Below are 20,558 nucleotides of genomic sequence, written 5' to 3' on the forward strand. Positions count from 1 at the left end.
TCATGAGAGTTCGAAAAAGGGTTGGCATGATACCCGCTCTCGATGACTGGATAAAGGCTGAATTGAACAAAATCTGAACAGTAATTTTGTTATCGCCAGCGGTTTGGTACGAGCGATCAAAGTCAGAAAACTGCCGTCAAGCCTGCAACACTTGAGCGTTTCACTCAGGGGAATGAAAGCTCAGGCTGTAGTTCACCGCTTTGGGGCCGGGGTCGAGAATGTCCAGCGCGATGTGGATTGGCGTTTGTGGTGGCATTTCCGCCAGGCCTTCGAGGTCACCGTTGAGGTACTCGCCGGGCTTGAAGCGACGGCTGGCGATCAGGTGGCCGTTGAGGTCGGCAAAACGCAGCTCCAGTAGCGGGAAGGGCTGGGAGAAGGGCGCACGGTTGTAGATGATGGCATCCACCACCAGGGCGCCGTTGAAATCCGGGTGGCTGCGGACCACCAGATTGCTGCTTTTGACTTTTGCGATGTCGACTTTGGACGGCACGGTGCAGCCGATGTGCGGGCACAGTTGCTGGAACCACGGACGGTACTGGTCCTGGCGTGCCAGTTCGTCGAAGTGATAGGCGATGTATTGGCCAGCGAGGCCGGCGGTGCCGAGCAGGATCAGCAGTAGCCAGAAAAAGCGCCGGCCCCAGGGTGAGCGACGTTTTTGCCAATCCAGTTGCAACGGATCGTCGGTCAGGTCCTCCAGCTCTTCCGCGCGCAGGGCCGGTCCGCTGCGTTCGCGTCGCTTGCGCAGGGGCTCGACCGAGGGCAGATCGTCGTCGATCTCATCGGTGGTCGCCGACAGCCCCCCAAAGGGGATCGGGGCGTCGAGCGGGTCGTGCAGGCGCAGTTGTTGGATTTCGGGTTCGTCGTCCAGATCCGCGGGCGCAAGCGACAGCGAAGGCTCGGTGCGCGAGGGTTTGCTTGGCTCGATCGTCGGTTCTGGTGCGGGTGCGTCGAGAGTTTGTGCGCGATCGGCGGCCGATTCACTGAAGAGGCTGTCGGACCAGGGCTCCTGATCGTGCTCGGTGGTATCGCGGCGAGCGCTGAGGCTGTCTTCGCGGGGCCGAGTGAATTCCGTTGTTGGCTGGATTTCCCGCTGTTCAAGCCGGGCGAGCTCTTCGTCCAGATCCAGGCTGTCCAGATCCATTTCTGCAGCGGTCCATTGCTTTTGGCTGATGGCTCGCTGCACGGGCGGTTCGACGGACGCCGGTGCAACCGGTTTGACCGTCTCCTTGCCGGCCCGCTGCTCGAGTAACTGCTTGGCGGCATTGAACACCTGCAAGCACGAGCCGCAACGAACCACTCCACGGGCCACGCTCAACTGAGCATGGCTGACGCGGAAGCTGGTTTGGCAATGCGGGCACTGGGTGACGAAGCTGTCGGTCATGCGGCAATCCGGTTTATGCAGGTGCTCATTCTAGCGCCGACGGCCAGTGATGCGCACCCAGCCATCGCGATTGGCAATCGGGTCCAGATCGAAGTCCTGAGCGTAGGCGGCGGCGACTTCTTCACCTTGTTCGGCGAGGATGCCCGACAGCGCCAAACGACCGCCCGGCTTGACCAGGCTGGACAGTTGCGGCGCCAGCGAAACCAGCGGGCCGGCAAGAATATTGGCGACCAGCACGTCGGCCTGAACCTGTGGCAGGTCTTGCGGCAAATACAGCGGGAAGACTTCGTCGGCAATGTTGTTGCGACCGGCATTGTCACGGGAGGCTTCCAGCGCCTGCACGTCGATGTCGGTACCGACGGCTTGCTTGGCGCCCAGCAACAGGGCGGCAATCGCCAGAATCCCCGAACCGCAACCGAAGTCGAGCACGTTGCAACCTTTCAGGTCCTGACCGTCGAGCCATTCCAGGCATAGCGCGGTGGTCGGGTGAGTACCGGTGCCGAACGCCAGGCCCGGGTCCAGCAGCAGGTTCACGGCGTCTGGCTCAGGGGCTGCGTGCCAGCTCGGAACGATCCACAGGCGCTGACCGAAACGCATTGGCTGGAAACCGTCCATCCAGCTGCGCTCCCAATCCTGGTCTTCGATGACTTCGCTGTGATGCTCGGGCAGCGGGCTGCCAGTCAGCAACTCAAGGTGAGCCAGCACGCTGGCAGCCTCGGTGCCGCCTTCGAACAAGGCCAACAAGTGAGTGTGCGACCACAGCGGGGTGGTGTTGAGTTCCGGCTCGAAGATCGGCTGATCTTCGGCGTCCATGAAGGTCACCGACACGGCGCCCACTTCAAGGAAAGCGTCTTCGTAGGTTTCGGCTTGTTCTGGGCTGATGGCGAGACGGACTTGCAGCCAAGGCATGGCGGGCACCTTTGAAAAATATTGATTGCAGCCTAGCGGGCTGCGAGAAGCGCGCAAGTTTACGCGAGCGCGAGGCAGAAGACGACCGGGTAGCCAAGGATCAGGTGTGAACAAATCACCTGTGGCGAGGGGGCTTGCCCCCGTTGGACTGCGAAGCGGTCCCAAAACCGTCGATCCGGATTTTCCTGATGCTGCGCGGTTGAATGGTTTTGCGTCTGCTGCGCAGCCGAACGGGGGCAAGCCCCCTCGCCACAAGGGTTTTGCGTTCAGCAATCTCCAGAAACAACAAAGCCGCTCGAAAGCGGCCTTGTTGGTATGGATCACAGCTTAATGCTTTTCGCCAGCAAGCTTGTGTTCCAGGTAGTGGATGTTGATTCCACCTTTGCAGAAGCCTTCATCACGGACCAGATCGCGGTGCAGCGGGATGTTGGTCTTGATCCCGTCGACAACGATTTCGTCCAGTGCATTGCGCATGCGCGCCATGGCTTCGTCACGGGTTGCGCCGTAGGTGATCAGCTTGCCGATCAACGAATCGTAGTTCGGCGGGACAGCATAGCCACTGTACAAGTGCGAATCGACGCGAACGCCGTTGCCGCCTGGTGCGTGGAAATGCTTGACCGTGCCTGGGCTAGGCATGAAGGTTTTCGGGTCTTCGGCGTTGATCCGGCATTCCAGCGCGTGACCGCGAATGACTACGTCATCCTGGGTGAACGACAGCTTGTTGCCGGCGGCGATGCTGAGCATCTCCTTGACGATGTCGATGCCGGTGACCATTTCCGATACCGGGTGCTCTACCTGGACACGAGTGTTCATCTCGATGAAGTAGAAGTGGCCGTTCTCGTACAGGAACTCGAAAGTGCCCGCGCCACGGTAGCCGATGTCGATGCAAGCCTTGACGCAGCGGGCGAGGACTTCCTCGCGCGCGTTCTCGTCGATGCCCGGTGCCGGCGCTTCTTCAAGAACCTTCTGGTGGCGACGTTGCAGCGAGCAATCGCGGTCACCCAGATGGATGGCGTGGCCCTGGCCGTCGGAAAGTACCTGAACTTCCACGTGACGTGGGTTGGTCAGGAATTTTTCCAGATAGACCATCGGGTTGCCGAACGCTGCGCCCGCTTCGGAGCGGGTCAGTTTCGCCGAAGAGATCAGGTCTTCTTCTTTGTGCACCACGCGCATGCCGCGACCACCACCGCCGCCAGCGGCTTTGATGATCACCGGATAACCGACTTCGCGACCGATGCGCAGAGCGGTTTCTTCGTCTTCAGGCAGTGGGCCGTCGGAACCCGGAACGGTTGGAACGCCGGCGGCGATCATGGCGTGCTTGGCCGATACCTTGTCGCCCATCAGGCGAATGGTCTCGGCTTTCGGGCCAATGAACGCGAAGCCGGAGTTCTCGACCTGTTCGGCAAAGTCGGCGTTTTCCGCAAGGAAACCGTAGCCTGGGTGGATGGCGGTAGCGCCAGTCACTTCAGCGGCGGCGATGATGGCCGGAATGTGCAGGTAAGAGTGCGCGGCCGAGGCCGGGCCGATGCAGACGGATTCGTCTGCCAGACCCAGGTGCATCAGCTCTTTGTCGGCCTTGGAGTAAACGGCGACAGTCTTGATGCCCATCTCTTTGCAGGCACGCAGAATCCGCAGGGCAATCTCACCGCGGTTGGCGATCAGAACTTTTTCCAACTTCGCAGTCATCAAAGTTTCTCCGCGGTTCAAACGATGGTGAACAGCGGTTGGTCGTACTCAACCGGCTGGCCGTCTTCGACGAGGATGGATTCGATCACACCGCTGGCTTCAGCTTCGATGTGGTTCATCATCTTCATGGCTTCGACGATGCACAGAGTGTCGCCTTTCTTCACGGTCTGGCCGACTTCAACGAAGGACGGCGAGGACGGCGAGGATTTGCGATAGAAAGTACCGACCATCGGCGAACGGGCAACGTTGCCGTTCAGCGTTGGGGCAGCCGGAGCTGCAGGAGCAGCGGCGGCAACCGGAGCAGCAGCAACAGGCGCAGGCGCCGGGGCATGCATCGGAGCGGGAGCGTAGTACTGCTGAGCCGGCGTCTTGCTGTGACGGCTGATGCGTACGGACTCTTCGCCTTCCTTGATCTCGAGCTCGTCGATACCGGATTCTTCCAGCAATTCGATCAATTTCTTAACTTTACGGATATCCATGAATCATCAACTCCCAAAGGTCGGTCAGGGGGCGTTTAACGCTTGTTGTTCAAGCTGTTGCCTGTTTTTCAAGCTGCTCTAGGGCGGCCTCCAGGGCCAGTCGATAACCGCTGGCGCCAAGGCCGCAGATCACTCCCACCGCAACGTCGGAGAAGTAAGAGTGATGGCGGAAAGGTTCGCGTTTGTGCACGTTAGACAAATGCACTTCGATGAATGGGATGCTCACTGCCAGCAGCGCGTCACGTAATGCGACACTTGTATGCGTAAAAGCTGCTGGATTGATCAGAATGAAGTCCACGCCTTCGCCGCGAGCAGCGTGGATGCGATCGATCAATTCGTACTCGGCGTTGCTTTGCAGATAGAGCAAATGGTGGCCGGCATTGCGCGCCCGCTGTTCCAGATCCTGGTTGATTTGCGCCAGGGTGGTGGCACCGTAGACGCCCGGTTCCCGGGTGCCGAGCAAGTTCAGGTTGGGGCCGTGTAAAACCAATAAGGTCGCCATCTGCTGCTCCTTTGTCATCTGTGTGCAATTGTCAGAACCCGGCGACTATGCCGCAAAGCCTTTGTGACTGTCCAGTTCTATGCAATAGCCAGCACGATGGCCGATGTTTACGCGAAATATGTGACCGGCTAATTAAATCCGGTCATTTGCTTTCGCAACACGTTCGGCGAAGTTTTTCGCGTTGATCTCGCCGATCACCCGCACATCGGCACGTTCGACACCATCTTTGCCAAAAAACATCAGCGCTGGAGGACCAAATAGCTTGTAGCGGTCGAGCAGGGCGCGTTGTTCGGCGTTGCTGGCGGTGATGTCGAAACGGATCAATCGATAGCCCTTGAGGCGTTCGATGACCTTGGCATCGTTGAGGACCTCGTGTTCGATGACTTTGCAACTGATGCACCAGTCGGCGTACCAGTCGAGCAGCAGCGGCGTGCCGGAGGTTTTTGCTTCGGCGAGGACGCGGTCCAGTTCGGCTGGAGTGGTAACGGTTTGCCAGTCGCCGACTATTTGCGGTTGACCGTTGCCCGCGACAATACGCGGTTGGCCAATAGGGTTGAGCGGATCGGTCTGGCCGCTGAATGCGCCGTACCAACAGGCCAGTGCGTAAAACAGCAGGAGCATCCCGAGCAATTGCCCCAAGCGTTTTCTGGGTGGCTTATAGACAAATTCCAGCGCGCCCATAAACAACCCGACGCCACCGGCGAGCAGGCCGATCAGCAGCAAGGTGATCTGGCCCGGCAATACCCGGCTGAGCAAAGCGATCGCCAGCCCCAGTAGCAGCACCCCAATCGCGTTTTTCACGTAGATCAGCCACGGACCGCTTTTAGGCAGCCAGGCCGCGCCGCCGGTTGCCACCAGCAACAGCGGCGCGCCCATGCCCAGGCCAAGCATGAACAATTTCAATCCGCCGCCCAGAGCATCGCCGCTGGCGCTGATGTACAGCAGCGCGCCGGCCAGTGGTGCCGATACGCACGGCGAAACCAGCAGACTCGACACCACACCCAGCACCGCCGCGCCCCACAGTGAGCCACCTTCGGTGCGCCCGGCGATCCGGTCCAGGCGGCTGCTGATGGCGTGGGGCAGTTTCAGTTCGAATACGCCAAACATGGCCAGGGCAAACACCGCAAAAAACAGCGCGAATGGCACCAGCACCCAGGCCGATTGCAGGCGCGCCTGAAGATTCAGCTGCGCACCGAACATTCCCATCAAGGCCCCCAGCAGGGCGAAACAGGCGGCCATCGGGAGCACGTAAGCCAGCGACAGGTTGAATCCACGTAAACCACCGACCTGCCCGCGCAGGACCACGCCGGAGAGGATCGGCAGCATCGGCAGCACGCAGGGGGTGAAGGTCAGGCCAACACCTGCGAGGAAAAACAACGCCAGTTCGCGCCAGCTCCAGGCTGTGGTTGCGCCGCCGCTGCCATCAATACTCAGGCGCTCGGTCTCGGGCGGGTAGCACAGGCCTTTGTCGGCGCAGCCCTGATAGGTCACGGCCAGCGTAAAGGCGCGGGAATCGGTGCGCGGCAGTTCTACATCGAGAATGCCGTGGTAAACCTCGACATCGCCGAAGTACTCATCGTGCTTTTGTTCGCCCTTGGGCAATTGCGCCGCGCCGAGGCCAACATCGGCTTGATCGGCGCGAAACTGGAAGCGATGGCGATAGAGGTAGTAACCCTCGGTGGCGACGAAACGCAGCTTGATCGATTGCGGCGTGCTTTCTACCAGGCTCAACTGAAAGGCTTCGCGCACCGGCAGGAAATCGGCGCTGTTGTTGATCGAGCCCAGGGTGGAACTGGGCCGACTCTCCAGCAACCCGGCGGCGGAGGCCGGCAGGGCGAGCACTAATAACAGCAGGCAAAGCAAACGGCGCATGACAATCTCGCGTATCGAAAGTGTGGGCATGATAGCGGACGCAAGCGTGTGTTGCCTCGTAACCCGGATCTGTAGGAGCGAGGCTTGCCCGCGAAGAACGATAATGCGGTTTAACAGGGAGACCGTGTAATCGTTCTTCGCGGGCAAGCCTCGCTCCTACGGTAATCCGCTGGAGTGGTTGCACAGGTTGATTGTTACAGGCGTGTAGTGGGTGTTGTCGGTATGTCGAAACAGCGTGCTGCTGTGATACTCATAGACTTCCTGGTTGGTCGACACATTGATGACCGAGCCTTGGATATCGACCTTTATGGCTGGATCTCGGGTGACGAGAAACGGACCGGCAGTCCTGAGTTCAGACGCTATTTGTTCGTCGGATGGCAGTTCGCGATAGACATAGTATCGATAGCTGAACGGCACTGTTGCTCCGCCTCGATCATCCTTGACACCGTAAATGAAGCCATTTTCGCCAAGGGGTAGTTTGAGTACCACATCGGTCAGCACCGGGGTGTTGGGAGACATAAGCCATGTCCAGCCGATGTAAACCAGGCATACAGCCAGCAGGCAGGTGGTGACTATTGTGTATGCGGTTTTTTTAGTAGTTCCTGAACCGGGCATACCTGACTCCTTTTTTGATCCATTCCTGATCCGCTGGATCATCGCCAAAAGGAGCCTCACTCCACCAGCTTCCAAATTCTACTTTTGTCGTTTTTGCCTGCGTCTGGGCAAGACCGGCTGCGCGTAACAGGACATTTTCGGAAAACCCCGCAGCAATCCCGGCCGCGCCATAATTGAAATTACCGAAAGCTTCATAGGCCGGAGACAGTTTTTTGTAATCCCAAGGGCCGCGATTTCTGACCTGGGTATAGAACCAGGAATAAATGAATGCGGATCCCTCTTTCAAAACTTTTTTCTTATGGAAGGCAACTGCCATGTTTTCCTCCACAGATACGCCTGGGGGCGAAGGTGGGACTATCACGGGGCACTCCTGTTGCGCGCACGATTAATTGAAGCGCTAAACCCTAGCATCAAAACGACGACTAAAAACCACTGCATGGATAAATAAGAGTTTTCATACAAGAGCTTAGGTGGTGACAGTCCAGATCGTTAGTTGGGTTCAGGCCTGCAGCCTTTAGACCCGGAAGGCCTGAACGGCTGTATGCAGTCGTCCGCCCAGCACCAACAAATTCACCCCTTGCTCACGCCCCTCACCAATCCTCAGCAAGTTATCCCCACCCAATTGGTGAATCCGCTCACTGTGATCGCGGATTTCGCTGACAGCGCCGCTCTGCTGGGCGGTGACATCGGCGATGCGCACGGCGGTGTCGGAAATGGTCTGGATCGCCCCGACGATTTTATCCAGCGCGCCATCGGCCGCCTGAGCCTGATTGGCCGTGGCTTCGGCATGTTCGACCTGAGCGCGCATGCCTTCGACCGATTGCCGCGCGGCGGTTTGCAGGCCGGCGATCAACGTCTGGATCTCGGCCGTGGCTCCGGCAGTGCGTTGCGCCAGTGAGCGAACCTCTTCGGCCACTACCGCAAATCCTCGGCCCATTTCTCCGGCGCGGGCCGCTTCGATGGCTGCGTTCAGGGCCAGCAGGTTGGTCTGGTCGGCAATCGAGCGGATCACCGTCAGCACACCGCCGATGGTCGCCGACTCCTCGGCCAGATGCTCGATCATCTGCGCGTTGCCTTGCACTTCGCCCACCAGCGCATGCAGCCCTGTGAGGCTCAGGCCGATCACTTTCTGACCGTGTTCCACTGCAAGCCCTGCATGACGACTGGCATCGGCAGCCTGGCTGGCGTCACCGGCGACTTGTTGAATCGTCGCCTCGAGCTCCCCGAGAGAATCGCGGATCAGTGCGGTGTCGCCGGCCTGATGCTCGGCGCCACTGTGCAGGTCATTGCTCAATTCGGCCAACGTTCGGCTGCTGCCGGCGACTTGCTCGGCGTTGAGGCGAATGGTGCCTACCAGGTCGACCAGATAGGCGCGCAAGCGATTGAGCGAGGCTTGAATGTCATGCAGTTCACGGTTGGTCGCGCCCAGTTGAATGTCGCGGCTGAAGTCACCTTCGGCCCAGGTCGACAGCGCCGGGGCGAGGTTGGTCAGGGTTCGGGCCAGGCGTCGCTGCAAGGTGTCGATGAGCAATGCGATCAGCAGGATCAACCCGATCATCACCCCTTGCATCAACCGTACTTCGCTCTGGATCTGCCCGTGTTGGGCGCGCACCACGGGTTCCAGCCCGGCGATGGACTGTTGCACGGCGGCGATTTTCAAGTGCGTCGCGGTGCTGAGGTCGGTGCGTTTCTGGATCTGTTCGCGAGTGCGCGCCAGTTCCGAGGGGTAGCGGGTGAGCAGGCTGTTGAGTTCGCGTTTGAGGCCGACGCCAGCATCTTCGGCGACGGTTTTCTCGGTGTTCTCCAAACCCATCATCGCGGCGAAATCATCGGTGTTCGATTCGGTGCTGGCGGTCACGCCAAGTAGCGGCAAAGCGTCCAGTTGCTCGGCTTGAGTGCGGATGTTGGCAACTTCGCGTTCGACATCGGCGGCCAGTTCACTGCGACCACTGCTGACCAGTTTGTCCCGAGCCAGGGACAGTTTGCCCACGTGCTGGGAGGCGACCAGCAACGGCGTCAAGTACGCCGCATTACCGCTGGCGTATTGGCTGAGTTGATCCAGGCTGGCGCCGAGTTCGCGTTCGGCTTGCAGCAGCAGTGCTTGCGGGTCGCCTGCGAGTTTGCCAGCGGCCAGCAGGTCGGTTTTGCTGAATTCAGTCAGGTTCGACAGGTTCGGACGCAAGGTGTCGGCCAATGCCGGTGGCAACTCACCGAGTTCCTTTTGCAAGGCGTCGATGGCCTGGCTGGCGCTGCTCAGGCGCAGGGCATCGCCGCTGGCCAGGTAATCCTCGACGTTACGTGCAACTTCATTTTGAAACTGCTGAGACAGTCCCAGATAACGCTCCATCAATAGATAGGGGCGTTCCAGAGCTTTTTGCGACCACCAGAGCGTGGCGCCAAGGGCCACGCACACGGCGACCAACAGGAGGGTATTGAGATTGGTCAGCAGCTTCAGGCGCATCGTGGTCTACCAACGGCAGAATGGTAAGTGCCTGAAGTTATTGCGTTTCTGTTACAGAGTTATGACCGAATGGGTCGATTCTGATGAAAAAGTGGCACTTTGCTTTGATTCCCGCGCGGCTTGTACGCGGTTACGCCCGGCGTTCTTCGCACGGTACAGCGCTTCGTCAGCCTGGCTGGCCATCAGCAGGCTGTCAGAGTCTTCGCGCAATTCGACGACGCCGGCGCTGAAGGTGCACCAGAGGTCCTGCGGCTGAGCGGGGTAGTGAATTTCGGCAAAGCGCTGACGAATTTCATCGAGCACCTTGTAGGCCGATTCGATATCAGTGTCTGGCATCACGATGGCGAACTCTTCACCACCGTAACGACCGATGAAATCGGTCTTGCGCAACCGTTGCTTGAGAAACAGCGCCAGGCTCTTGATCACCCGGTCGCCCATGGGATGGCCGTGACTGTCGTTGACCCGTTTGAAGTGGTCGATGTCGAGCATCGCAAAGCTCAGCGGTTTGCTTTCGCGACGAGCGCGGAATGAACAGTCTTCGAGCAATTGCAGAATGTGGGTGTGGTTGTACAAGCCGGTCAGGCTGTCGCGCACCATCCGCGCCTTCAGATTGCGCGCCCGCGCCGCGCGATTGCGCACGGTAGTGATCAGGTGCCGTGGTTTGATCGGTTTGGTCAGGAAGTCGTCGCCGCCTTCGCTCATGGCGTCGAGTTGCTTGTCCAGGTCATCTTCGGCCGATAGATAAATGATCGGCACGCTGACATAGCGGTCGTTATGCCGGATCACCTTGGCCAGTTCAGTACCGGTGCAGGCCGGCATGTACATGTCGAGGATGATCAGGTCCGGCTGGAAATCCGCCAGTTCGGCCATGGCCTGGATCGGCTCGATCAGAGTCCGCGTGACGATCCCGGCGCTATTGAGCAGGCGTTCTGTGTGCAAGGCCTGAGCGCGGGAGTCGTCGATGATCAGCACTTTATAAGGTTCGTACTGGGCGACGCAGGTCAGGACTTCGATCTTTTCCAGCAGGCTCGAGGCTTCGAGGGTGCCGGTGAGGAACTCCTGGCCACCGGCGCGCACGGCGGCGAGGCGGGTCGGGGTATCGGTTTCGTGCAGACTGAAAAACAACAGCGGCAAGGGTTGATCGAGGCCTTCCTGGGCTTCGGCCGCCAGTTTCAGGCCGATGCCGGCGCCACTGAAGTCGACGTCCATGACAATCGCCGCCGGCAAACGCTCGACCATCGAGGAGCGGAACGCGGCGACACTGTCGAGGGATTGAGCGCTGAGCCCGAAGAATTCAAGTTGCTTGGCCAGCCGCTCGGCCCGGTCGTGATCCTGCAGCATCACGTAGATCGGTTTGCGCAGTGGCGGCAGAAAGGTGTGTTCGAACTGATCACCATGGCGCAGGCCGGTGCGGGACAGGCGCTGCATCAGGCGATTGAGGTCGGTGATCAGTCCGCTGCTCAGGCGTCCGCGGTTGGCGTCCACCGCTTCCAGCGACTGGCCGATGTGGCGCGCCAGCTGGGTGTGTTCCGGTTGTTCGAAACGTTCGGCAAAGCGCAGCAAGCGCAGATTGGCCTCACTCAACTCCGACAAGTCGGTGGTGGACCATTCGTTGCGCTGCAGACGTTGCCATATCTCAAGAATCTGACGTGCCTGATGAATTACCCGCTGGGCAAAGTGGTGCTTGAGGCGCTCACGGCTGGGGTCTTCTGGCTCGGTCATATCCTGACTACTAGTTAGGGTGCATGCTGAGATCGACTGGTGGCTCTATGCTAGCACCTCTTTTCAATTGCATGAGTGTCGTACGTCAATAATCTGCAAAGCGACTTCATTCAGTTTCTGACCGACTGGTCGCATAGGCTCAGCGCAGTGCTTCATTTATAGTGGCAGCTCGATTGCAGTCATTGTGTGGCTCGCTGTGACGCGCAGGATTTAATGCGCGGCAAATGACGCACGATGGCGTAGGGTTGTGGTCGAACCGATGAACTCAAGTGATTGAAAGGATATCGCCATGCTGGACTGGAAGAACCGCACAGGCAGCGCGCCTGAGCGTGCCGCTGAACCGAAATCGGCCACCCGCAGTTATTTTGGCGGCCTGTTGTTCAGCCGGGCGCTGGCTACTCTGATTGTTCTTTACCTGTTGGTGGCGATCGCGCTGGGCTGGTACTGGAGCCAGGAGCCGGCGCTGTTCCCGGTTCAGCAGAATGCCCAAGTGGCGGCCGAGAAAGAAGGCAAGCAGATGGTTGTCGGGTACACCACGGTGGAAACCCTCAAGACCGTTGCCGGTACTTTGCTGACCAAGCCGGGTGGTTATATTTCCAACGACCGTTTCCCGCCGGGGCTGTGGATGGACAACATGCCGAGTTGGGAATATGGCGTGCTGGTCCAGGTCCGCGACCTGAGCCGTGCGCTGCGTAAAGACTTCGCCCGTTCCCAGTCGCAGTCCGCCGAAGATGCCGACCTGGCCAAGGCCGAGCCGCGTTTCAACTTCGACAACAAGAGCTGGGTGCTGCCCTCCAGTGAGTCCGAGTACCAAGAGGGCATCAACTCCCTGAGCCGCTATCAGGCACGCCTGTCGGGTCCTGATCAGAAAAGTGCGCTGTTCTATGCCCGCGCCGACAACCTGAACAACTGGCTGGGTGATGTCGGAACCCGTCTGGGTTCGCTGTCGCAACGGCTGTCGGCCAGTGTTGGCCGGGTCAAGCTCAACACCGCACTGAAGACTGAAGTCCCGGCGCTCGGTCAGGTGCCACAGGTTGACGAAGAAGTCGTCGAAACCCCGTGGCTGCAGATCGACAATGTGTTCTACGAAGCCCGCGGTCAGGCCTGGGCGTTGTCCCATCTGCTGCGCGCCATCGAAGTCGATTTCGCCGATGTGCTGGCGAAGAAGAACGCCACGGTCAGCGTGCGCCAGATCATTCGTGAGCTGGAAGCCTCGCAAGAACCGGTCTGGAGCCCGATGATCCTCAACGGCAGCGGCTTTGGTGTGCTGGCCAACCACTCGCTGGTCATGGCCAATTACATCTCCCGGGCCAACGCCGCGGTGATCGATTTGCGTCAATTGCTCAATCAGGGTTGAGTCATGGTCGATAGCTCCGTCGATGACATGCGTGAGGCTGCCCATCGCGCGGCTTCCGATGCCGAACAGATCGCCTGGGTCGACGAGCAGGACAACCTGCTCGGCGCTCTGGTCCGCTCCGAGCTGCGCGAACGCGAGCTGATCGGGCGCGGCACCTACATCATGCTGTTCAATTCTGCCGGTGAGCTGTGCGTGCACCGGCGCACCCTGAGCAAAGCGATATACCCCGGTTACTGGGACGTGGCGGCCGGCGGCATGGTGCTGGCCACTGAGACTTACGCCGAATCGGCGGCCCGTGAGCTGGAAGAAGAGCTGGGCGTGAGCGGTGTGGAACTGACCGCCCATGATCACTTTTTCTTCGAGGACACCGGTAACCGACTCTGGTGCTCGGCGTTTTCGGCGGTGTGGGACGGCCCGTTGATCCTGCAGCCGGAAGAAGTGCTGGAAGCGCGCTTCATCCCGATCGATCAGGTCCTGCTGGAAATCACACAGAAGCCTTATTGCCCGGACTCTCTGGCGGCCTTGCAGCGCTATCTTCGCGCCCAGGGGAATAACGTCGCAAAAGAGCTATAAATTGGCGCCGATTGGCTCTTAGCAATCGGCGTTTTTGCCGTTACACTGCGCGACCTTTTCAAACTGAAACGGCATAGCTCTATGTAGGAGCGAAGCTTGCTCGCGAATATCGCAAGGACAACGCGTACATTCAGAGCGCACGCGTTATCGTTGACGTCCTTCGCGAGCAAGCTTCGCTCCTACAAGTCTGTACCGTTTCAGTAGCGCTGCCCCTGCCTGAGTGGGGCTTCGCGGTCGATGGCAGCTGCCACGACCAGTCTTTGTCCTCCCAAGAGGATTGCCGGTGGCCAAAAAAGCCGCATCCTTCGCCGCCCTTGGTGGCCTGGTATTTTCCACCGACGCAGGTCGTCATTGCCCGGATTGCAGTCAACCGGTGGATGCCTGCATCTGCAAACAAACCGTTATCCCGGCCGGCGACGGCATCGCTCGCGTGCGTCGCGAAAGCAAGGGCCGTGGCGGCAAGACGGTGACCACCATCACCGGTGTGCCGTTGGCCGAAGACGCGCTCAAGGATCTGGCCACTACGTTGAAGAAACGTTGCGGGACCGGTGGGGCGTTGAAAGACGGGATCATCGAAATCCAGGGCGATCATGTCGAGCTACTCTTGACCGAGCTGATCAAACACGGTTTCAAGGCGAAGAAGTCCGGCGGCTAGCAGCCTCTGTGAAAACCACCCGCGGCTTGATCCAGCCCTGTTCATCCTGGTCTGGCGTCGTCTCCATGGTTTTCACAGAGCCTGTTCATGACCGGTTTCTAAACTCACTGCGGTCAGCGAGGTCTACCCCCTCGTTGACGAACCGTCATTTTCATTCTTTAGACTGCGCCGGCCTGAACCCAGGCGACGCTCTATGACTTCTTTATAGGGGACTTCGATGTCCGTACGACGCACACGCAAAGACGATGGCAGCCAATGGACAGTTGCGGACAGCCGCAGTGTTTACGGGATTCGCCATTGGGGGGCCGGGTATTTCGCGATCAATGACGCCGGTCGCGTCGAAGTTCGTCCGAACGGCCCGACCAGTTCGCCTATCGACCTCTTCGAGCAAGTCGACCAACTGCGCAAAAGCGGTTTGTCCTTGCCGTTGCTGGTGCGTTTCCCTGACATCCTGCAAGACCGCGTGCGTCAGCTGACCGGTGCGTTCGACGCCAATATCGAGCGTCTGGAATACCAGAGCAAGTACACGGCGTTGTATCCGATCAAGGTCAACCAGCAGGAAGCGGTGATCGAAAACATCATCGCTACCCAGGACGTATCGATCGGTCTGGAAGCCGGCTCCAAGCCTGAGTTGCTCGCCGTTCTGGCGTTGGCACCGAAGGGTGGCACCATCGTCTGCAACGGTTACAAGGACCGCGAGTTCATCCGCCTGGCGCTGATGGGCCAGAAGCTCGGTCACAACGTGTTCATCGTGATCGAGAAAGAGTCCGAAGTCGGTCTGGTGATAGAAGAAGCGGCGTCGCTCAAGGTCAAGCCGCAGGTCGGCCTGCGCGTGCGTCTGTCGTCCCTGGCGTCGAGCAAGTGGGCAGACACCGGTGGCGAAAAATCCAAGTTCGGCCTGTCGGCGGCGCAACTGCTGTCGGTGGTCGAGCGTTTCCGCGCCGCCGGCCTGGATCAGGGCATTCGCCTGCTGCACTTCCACATGGGTTCGCAGATCGCCAACCTGGCGGACTACCAGCACGGCTTCAAGGAAGCGATCCGTTACTACGGCGAGCTGCGTAACCTTGGCCTGCCGGTGGATCACATCGACGTCGGCGGCGGTTTGGGCGTGGACTACGACGGTACGCATTCGCGTAACGCCAGTTCGATCAACTACGACATGGACGATTACGCCGGTGTCGTGGTCGGGATGCTCAAGGAGTTCTGCGACGCGCAGAGCCTGCCGCACCCGAACATTTTCTCTGAAAGCGGCCGCTCCCTGACCGCTCACCACGCCATGCTGGTGGTGCAGGTGACCGACGTCGAGAAACACAACGACGACGTGCCGAAGATCGATAACAAGGAAGAGCTGCCGGAAACCGTGCAGTGGCTGGTTGATTTGCTCGGCCCGACCGACATCGAGATGGTCACCGAAACGTACTGGCGCGCGACGCACTACATGAGCGACGTGGCCACTCAATACGCCGATGGCAAGCTGACCCTGGCGCAAAAAGCCCTGGCCGAGCAATGCTACTTCGCCGTTTGCCGCCGCCTGCACAACTCGTTGAAGGCCCGTCAGCGTTCCCACCGTCAGGTGCTCGACGAACTCAACGACAAGCTGGCCGACAAGTACATCTGCAACTTCTCGGTATTCCAGAGCCTGCCGGACACCTGGGCCATCGGCCAGGTCCTGCCGATCCTGCCGCTGCACCGTCTCGACGAAGAGCCGCTGCGCCGTGCGGTGCTGCAAGACCTGACCTGCGACTCCGACGGCAAGATCAAGCAGTACGTCGATGAGCAGAGCATCGAAACCAGTTTGCCAGTGCACGGTTTGAACGAAGGTGAAGACTATCTGCTGGGGATCTTCCTGGTGGGTGCCTACCAGGAAATTCTCGGCGACATGCACAACCTGTTCGGTGACACCGACTCGGTGAACATCTACCAGAACGCCGACGGCAGCGTGTACCACGCCGGTATCGAAACCCATGACACCATCGAAGACATGTTGCGCTACGTGCACTTGTCGCCGGAAGAGCTGATGACCCACTACCGCGACAAGTGCGCCAGTGCCCGCATCAGCGCCGCCGAGCGCACCCAGTTCCTCGATGCCTTGCGTCTGGGCCTGACCCGTTCGTCTTACCTGTCTTCTTGAGGTAAGGCTCCGTTCTCATCGGGCTGTCTGAAAATTCTCCATACGTTGGGGAAATTTCAGATGGCCTGGTGCGACACTTCTCTCTTTTCAAGCGAAATAACCCACAGACCGGGCTATCCAAGCGATTTGGTCTTCTTTTTACGTAGGTCATTTCCTAAGTTGTACTTCGGCACTCTACTCGGCCATGTCTCTCAGCGAGAATCCCCGGCCGCCCCTCCTGTAGAGAATCGCCGATGTTCGATCCAGTCAACGAGCTGTCATTTCGTCTGGATATAGCGGGTCTTCCTGACCCCTTTGAGGTCTTGGCCTTTACCGGTAGTGAAGCCATCAGCGAGCCTTTTGTGTTCGACGTGGATCTGCTGAACAGTGACCCAACACTGGACCTCGCAAGCCTGCTGTATCGCTCGGCCTTTTTGCACTTCGGGCCCTTGGGGCAGGGTATTCACGGGCAGTTGCTTGGCCTCGTTCAGCTCGGCCATGGCGGTGAGCCCAGGCTATGTCGTGTCCGTCTGGGCCCCAGGCTGGCGTGTCTGGCCCAGCGCTTCAATCAGCGAATCTTCAGCCAGTGCTCGGTGCCGGATATTCTCGCTCAAGTACTCAAGGAGCACGGCATTGCCGGCAAGGATCGGCGCTTCGACCTGAGAGGTGATTACCCGTCCCGTGATTTCTGCACGCAGTACCGGGAATCAGACCTGCAATTTCTCCAGCGTCTGTGCGCCCAGGAACGGCTTCATTACTACTTCGAACACCGCTCACGCGGACACTGTCTGGTGTTCGGTGATGGTCTGGGGCAGTTTAGCCGTGGCGAAGAGAGCGTCTTCAAGGGTGAGAACGAACGGCCAGGTGTGCGTCAGTTCAAGCTTCACGGCGGCGGGCAGATCGCCGAAGGCCAGACGAATCTGGCGACCCTGCGCAGCGGCCAACTGATGCCGCTGTCCGGCCATCCGTGTGTGGACTGGAATCGTCTCTGGCTACTGACCCATGTCGAGCATCAGGGGGGGCAGGAACCGGGGCTTCCTTATAGCAACCAACTGCGCGCCGTTGGGCAGGAAATGCCTTTCGTGGCACCTCATTCGGGCGTGAAGCCGAGGATGCACAGCCTGCAGCGGGCGTGGGTGGTCGAGGTCGATGAGCCTCAACCGGATCTGTCCAGATCGGTTGCCGTGCAGTTTGACTGGCTTTACCAGGGGGAGGGCGCAGCGCCCAGCCACTGCTGGTTGCCGTTGGCTCCCGAGCTGGAAGGTGCTGGCACCCTACTGTTGAGTGAAGGGGCGCAGGTGCTTGTGAGCTTTATCGAAGGCGATCCGGATCAACCCTTGATCAGCGGATTTCTTCCCGGCGCAGCGTCGAGCGCCGAGCCAGTCATACCCGACCTGCAACCGTCCTTGACGAGCGATTCCAGCCCGGCGCTCGACGGCTTGTTGGGCATGCTGCAATCCAGCGAACCCTTGGTGCTCCTGTGCCTGCTGCCCGGCGGTGGCAGTTTCAGTCATTGCGCGCAGTCCTTTTGCACCTGCCGGGCGGCGATGCAGCCCGGCCAGAGCGGTGCGGCATGAGCGCCGCTCAAGCGGTCGACTCGACCCCGCAATGGCTGTTGCTCGATGTGCCGGGTGTGCCTCAGGCCGGCGCGAGTTTGCGGCAACAGTTTGCTCATGCCCGATGGTTCCGCCTGTTCGAAGGCACCGAATTTCACCCATTGCATGAGCACGGGCCGGTGTTGGTCGACCTTCGCGAATGCCCGGCACTGGCCGAGCTGTGCCAAAGTGCGCCACATACCTGGAGCGGGTTGCTGCTGGCCAGTGAAGCATCGTCATCGCAGTTGCTGGAGCATTTGCGACGCATGCTCGCAGTCACCTTGGGTCTGCATCACCGGGCCTTGTTGAGTTACTACAACCCAAACACGGCGAGTTATTTTTTCGATGCCTGCGATGCACAGGAGCTGAGTCGCTGGTTAGGTCCGATCGATGAGTTGCGCTGGTTCGGCGGCACCTGGGCCGACCGGGCCATAGGTTGTCAGGGCTGGCAGCAGTTGTTCAATCCGCGGCTTGCCGTCAGGCCGCTGGCCATCGAAGAAAACCTCAGCCTGCGTCAGCGAGACACCTTGCAAACCTGCCTGCTGGAACAACACGCCTGGCGCTGGAGCCGATCCACCGGCACCGACTACAACAGCTTGTGGGTTTGCCTGCAGGAAGGGCTGGCACTGGGCTTCAGCGAACGCCCGGTGCTCGATGGCTGGTTATGGCTGCGCTTGCAGCACCCCAACGCAGTGCCTGGGCAGTCGTTGCCGGGAATCACCCAGCAGGAGCGTCTCGATAGCCTGCGCAATCTGTGGCAGAACGATCAACCCTGAACGTGCTGACAATCCTGACCCTCGTCATCCGTTGAGCCAGCTGTCGTGCTTGCGCAAGTACCAGGCGAACGCGCCAAGGGTCAGGCTGCGCAGCAACATGAACAACAGGAAGGTTATCCACAGTCCATGGTTGCCCAAGCCTTGCAGCGCCCAGGCGAAGGGCAGCAGCAGGATCACCGTCAACAGCATGCCATTGCGCATTTCCCGGGCGCGGGTGGCGCCGATGAACAGGCCGTCGAGCAGGTAACTCCAGACGGCAATCAGCGGCAGTACCGCGAGGTAAGGCAGGTAAAGGAAGGCGGTGTCGCGCACGCTCTGGATGTCGGTCTGCATCTCGATGAACAGGTGCCCGGCGAACAGAAACAGCAAGGCAAACCCCGCACTCGCCAGCAACGACCAACCGCACGCCACCACCAATGAGCGGCGCAGGGCCTCTCGGTCGCGAGCCCCGATGGCGTGTCCGCACAGGGCTTCTACGGCATGAGCCAAACCGTCCAGCGCGTGGGCGGTCAGCAGCAGGCCGTTGAGCAGCAACGCATTGGCGGCGACCGTGGCATCGCCCAGCCGCGCGCCCTGCACGGTGATCAGGAAAAACACCGACTGTAACGCCAGGCTGCGGATGAAGATGTCGCGATTGACCGCCAGTAACGGGCGCCAACTCTGCCACAACGCCAGCGCGGCCCAGGCAATATGGCCGGGGTAGGCGCGCAGGGCTTTGCGGGTCATGAACAGGCCGATCAGCGCGCCGGTCCACTCGGCGATCACCGAGGCCCGGGCCGCGCCGACCACGCCCCACTCCAGGCCGAGCACGAACCACAGGTTCAGCGCGATGTTGACCAGGTTGGTGCTCAGCAGAATCGCCAGCGGAGCCCGGGCGTTCTGGGTGCCGAGGAACCAGCCCACCAGCGCGTAGCTGGCCAGCGCCGCCGGCAAGCCGAACAGCCGCGTGTGGAAGAACTGGCGGGTGAGCTGATCGAGCTCCGCGGACGGTTGCATGAAGTGCAACGCGACCCCGCTCAACGGCACGCCCACTGCGCCCAACAAAATGGCCAGGCCCATGGCCAACAACAGACCTTGCAGCAAAATCTGCCGCAACGCTGCACCATCCCCGCGCCCGGCAGCCTGGGCGGCGAACCCGGTGGAACCCATGCGCAGAAAGCCCATGGCCCATGCAAGAAAGGTATACAGACTGGCGCCCACCGCGACAGCGCCGAGTTGATGAGCATGGGGCAAATGGCCGATGACGGTACTGTCGACCAGCGCTACCAAGGGTACGGAAATGTTCGAGAGAATCATCGGGGCGGCGAGCGCCCAGACTCGACGATGGGTCGGACGGTCGCGCCAGTCGGCAATCAGGTTGGGCATGCAGGCTCCTTGGGGGCGCCTGCATTGTAGCGGCACATTCGCAATCTACCTCGATCCATTGTGGGAGCGAGCCTGCTCGCGATAGCGGACTGACAGTCAACTTGGATGTTGAATGTGCCGGCGTCATCGCGAGCAGGCTCGCTCCCACAGGGGCATGGTGTTAGTGAACAATCCAGCTCAGCAACCACAACCCCAGCAACAACCAGATAATCCCCATGATGATCGACGCGTTCATGAAGGCGCGGATCGCCGCCCATAACAGCATCAGCCCGATGATCAGCGTAATGATGCTGACGATCGAAGTGTCCATGCCCAGCGCCTGGGCCAACCCTTCGACAAAATTGCTGCCGGCGTTGCTCAACAGGTTGAACAGACCACTGAGGGCGTCGATGATGAACCGGATGGCCGAACCGATTATCTGGCCGAGCCATTCGAAAAAGCTTTCTACCTGCATGTGTGCGTCCTGATGGAATGATGGCGTGGTTGCCGGATCCGACCGT

19 protein-coding genes are annotated in these 20,558 nt (G+C 59.9%); 7 read left to right on the forward strand and 12 right to left on the reverse strand.

The annotated features are described in order from the left end of the window. Positions 1 to 160 precede the first annotated feature (160 nt). Together PMI30_RS11055 and prmA are read right to left on the reverse strand one after the other, a co-directional pair. The gene (locus PMI30_RS11055) at positions 161 to 1,381 is read right to left on the reverse strand and encodes a DUF3426 domain-containing protein (RefSeq protein ID WP_008011237.1); all 1,221 of its coding nucleotides are present in this window, start codon (positions 1,379 to 1,381) and stop codon (positions 161 to 163) included. A gap of 30 nt (positions 1,382 to 1,411) precedes the next feature. Further along, entirely contained in the window at positions 1,412 to 2,290 is an 879-nt protein-coding gene (gene prmA / locus PMI30_RS11050) for a 50S ribosomal protein L11 methyltransferase (RefSeq protein ID WP_008011239.1), read from the reverse strand. Between the two features lie 106 nt (positions 2,291 to 2,396). Between prmA and PMI30_RS31315 the strand changes: the two genes are divergently transcribed. Then, positions 2,397 to 2,621 (forward strand): hypothetical protein, encoded by a 225-nt coding sequence (locus PMI30_RS31315; protein ID WP_157173033.1) that lies wholly within the window; start codon positions 2,397 to 2,399, stop codon positions 2,619 to 2,621. Here PMI30_RS31315 and accC read toward each other — a convergent pair. From accC to gcbA, 8 genes are all read right to left on the reverse strand, one after another. Then, positions 2,618 to 3,976: an acetyl-CoA carboxylase biotin carboxylase subunit gene (gene accC, locus PMI30_RS11045; protein ID WP_008011241.1), complete on the reverse strand. Its 1,359-nt coding sequence runs from the start codon at positions 3,974 to 3,976 to the stop codon at positions 2,618 to 2,620. The genes PMI30_RS31315 and accC overlap by 4 nt on opposite strands. A 17-nt stretch (positions 3,977 to 3,993) precedes the next feature. Next, positions 3,994 to 4,455, reverse strand: coding sequence for an acetyl-CoA carboxylase biotin carboxyl carrier protein (gene accB / locus PMI30_RS11040; RefSeq protein WP_007907430.1), 462 nt, complete (start codon positions 4,453 to 4,455; stop codon positions 3,994 to 3,996). A 49-nt stretch (positions 4,456 to 4,504) separates the two neighbouring features. After that, positions 4,505 to 4,957, reverse strand: a complete 453-nt coding sequence (gene aroQ, locus PMI30_RS11035) for a type II 3-dehydroquinate dehydratase (RefSeq protein ID WP_007907431.1) — start codon at positions 4,955 to 4,957, stop codon at positions 4,505 to 4,507. 132 nt (positions 4,958 to 5,089) lie between these two features. Then, positions 5,090 to 6,829 (reverse strand): protein-disulfide reductase DsbD, encoded by a 1,740-nt coding sequence (locus PMI30_RS11030; protein WP_032835688.1) that lies wholly within the window; start codon positions 6,827 to 6,829, stop codon positions 5,090 to 5,092. Between the two features lie 156 nt (positions 6,830 to 6,985). Continuing rightward, a complete protein-coding gene (locus PMI30_RS11025; protein ID WP_008011245.1) occupies positions 6,986 to 7,444 on the reverse strand; it encodes a hypothetical protein in 459 nt (152 codons plus the stop codon). Continuing rightward, positions 7,422 to 7,760 carry a polymorphic toxin type 44 domain-containing protein gene (locus PMI30_RS11020; RefSeq protein WP_008011247.1) on the reverse strand — a complete coding sequence of 113 codons (339 nt, stop codon included), beginning with the start codon at positions 7,758 to 7,760 and terminating at the stop codon, positions 7,422 to 7,424. Before PMI30_RS11020 ends, PMI30_RS11025 begins: the two co-directional genes overlap by 23 nt. A gap of 198 nt (positions 7,761 to 7,958) precedes the next feature. Beyond that, positions 7,959 to 9,905, reverse strand: coding sequence for a methyl-accepting chemotaxis protein (locus PMI30_RS11015; RefSeq protein ID WP_008011249.1), 1,947 nt, complete (start codon positions 9,903 to 9,905; stop codon positions 7,959 to 7,961). 51 nt (positions 9,906 to 9,956) lie between these two features. Then, entirely contained in the window at positions 9,957 to 11,627 is a 1,671-nt protein-coding gene (gcbA, locus tag PMI30_RS11010) for a diguanylate cyclase GcbA (RefSeq protein WP_008011252.1), read from the reverse strand. A 289-nt stretch (positions 11,628 to 11,916) separates the two neighbouring features. Here gcbA and PMI30_RS11005 point away from each other — a divergent pair, with 289 nt between their 5' ends. From PMI30_RS11005 to PMI30_RS10980, 6 genes are all read left to right on the forward strand, one after another. After that, entirely contained in the window at positions 11,917 to 12,984 is a 1,068-nt protein-coding gene (locus PMI30_RS11005) for a DUF2333 family protein (RefSeq protein WP_008011254.1), read from the forward strand. A gap of 3 nt (positions 12,985 to 12,987) precedes the next feature. Next, a complete protein-coding gene (locus PMI30_RS11000) occupies positions 12,988 to 13,557 on the forward strand; it encodes an NUDIX hydrolase (protein WP_007907443.1) in 570 nt (189 codons plus the stop codon). 283 nt (positions 13,558 to 13,840) lie between these two features. Next, a complete protein-coding gene (locus PMI30_RS10995) occupies positions 13,841 to 14,212 on the forward strand; it encodes a translation initiation factor Sui1 (protein WP_008011256.1) in 372 nt (123 codons plus the stop codon). A gap of 217 nt (positions 14,213 to 14,429) precedes the next feature. Further along, a complete protein-coding gene (gene speA, locus PMI30_RS10990; protein WP_007907445.1) occupies positions 14,430 to 16,343 on the forward strand; it encodes an arginine decarboxylase in 1,914 nt (637 codons plus the stop codon). 233 nt (positions 16,344 to 16,576) lie between these two features. Then, on the forward strand, positions 16,577 to 17,899 hold the full coding sequence (locus PMI30_RS10985; protein WP_008011257.1) for a contractile injection system protein, VgrG/Pvc8 family: 1,323 nt from the start codon (positions 16,577 to 16,579) through the stop codon (positions 17,897 to 17,899). Then, positions 17,896 to 18,693: a DUF4123 domain-containing protein gene (locus tag PMI30_RS10980; protein ID WP_008011259.1), complete on the forward strand. Its 798-nt coding sequence runs from the start codon at positions 17,896 to 17,898 to the stop codon at positions 18,691 to 18,693. The genes PMI30_RS10985 and PMI30_RS10980 overlap by 4 nt, the downstream gene beginning before the upstream one ends. Before the next feature lie 24 nt (positions 18,694 to 18,717). Here PMI30_RS10980 and PMI30_RS10975 read toward each other — a convergent pair whose 3' ends face one another. Continuing rightward, the gene (locus tag PMI30_RS10975) at positions 18,718 to 20,058 is read right to left on the reverse strand and encodes an MATE family efflux transporter (protein ID WP_008011266.1); all 1,341 of its coding nucleotides are present in this window, start codon (positions 20,056 to 20,058) and stop codon (positions 18,718 to 18,720) included. 160 nt (positions 20,059 to 20,218) lie between these two features. Further along, entirely contained in the window at positions 20,219 to 20,512 is a 294-nt protein-coding gene (locus PMI30_RS10970; protein WP_008011267.1) for a hypothetical protein, read from the reverse strand. Positions 20,513 to 20,558: the final 46 nt, after the last annotated feature.

The sequence above is a fragment of the Pseudomonas sp. GM50 genome (assembly GCF_000282375.1).
GTDB lineage: Bacteria > Pseudomonadota > Gammaproteobacteria > Pseudomonadales > Pseudomonadaceae > Aquipseudomonas.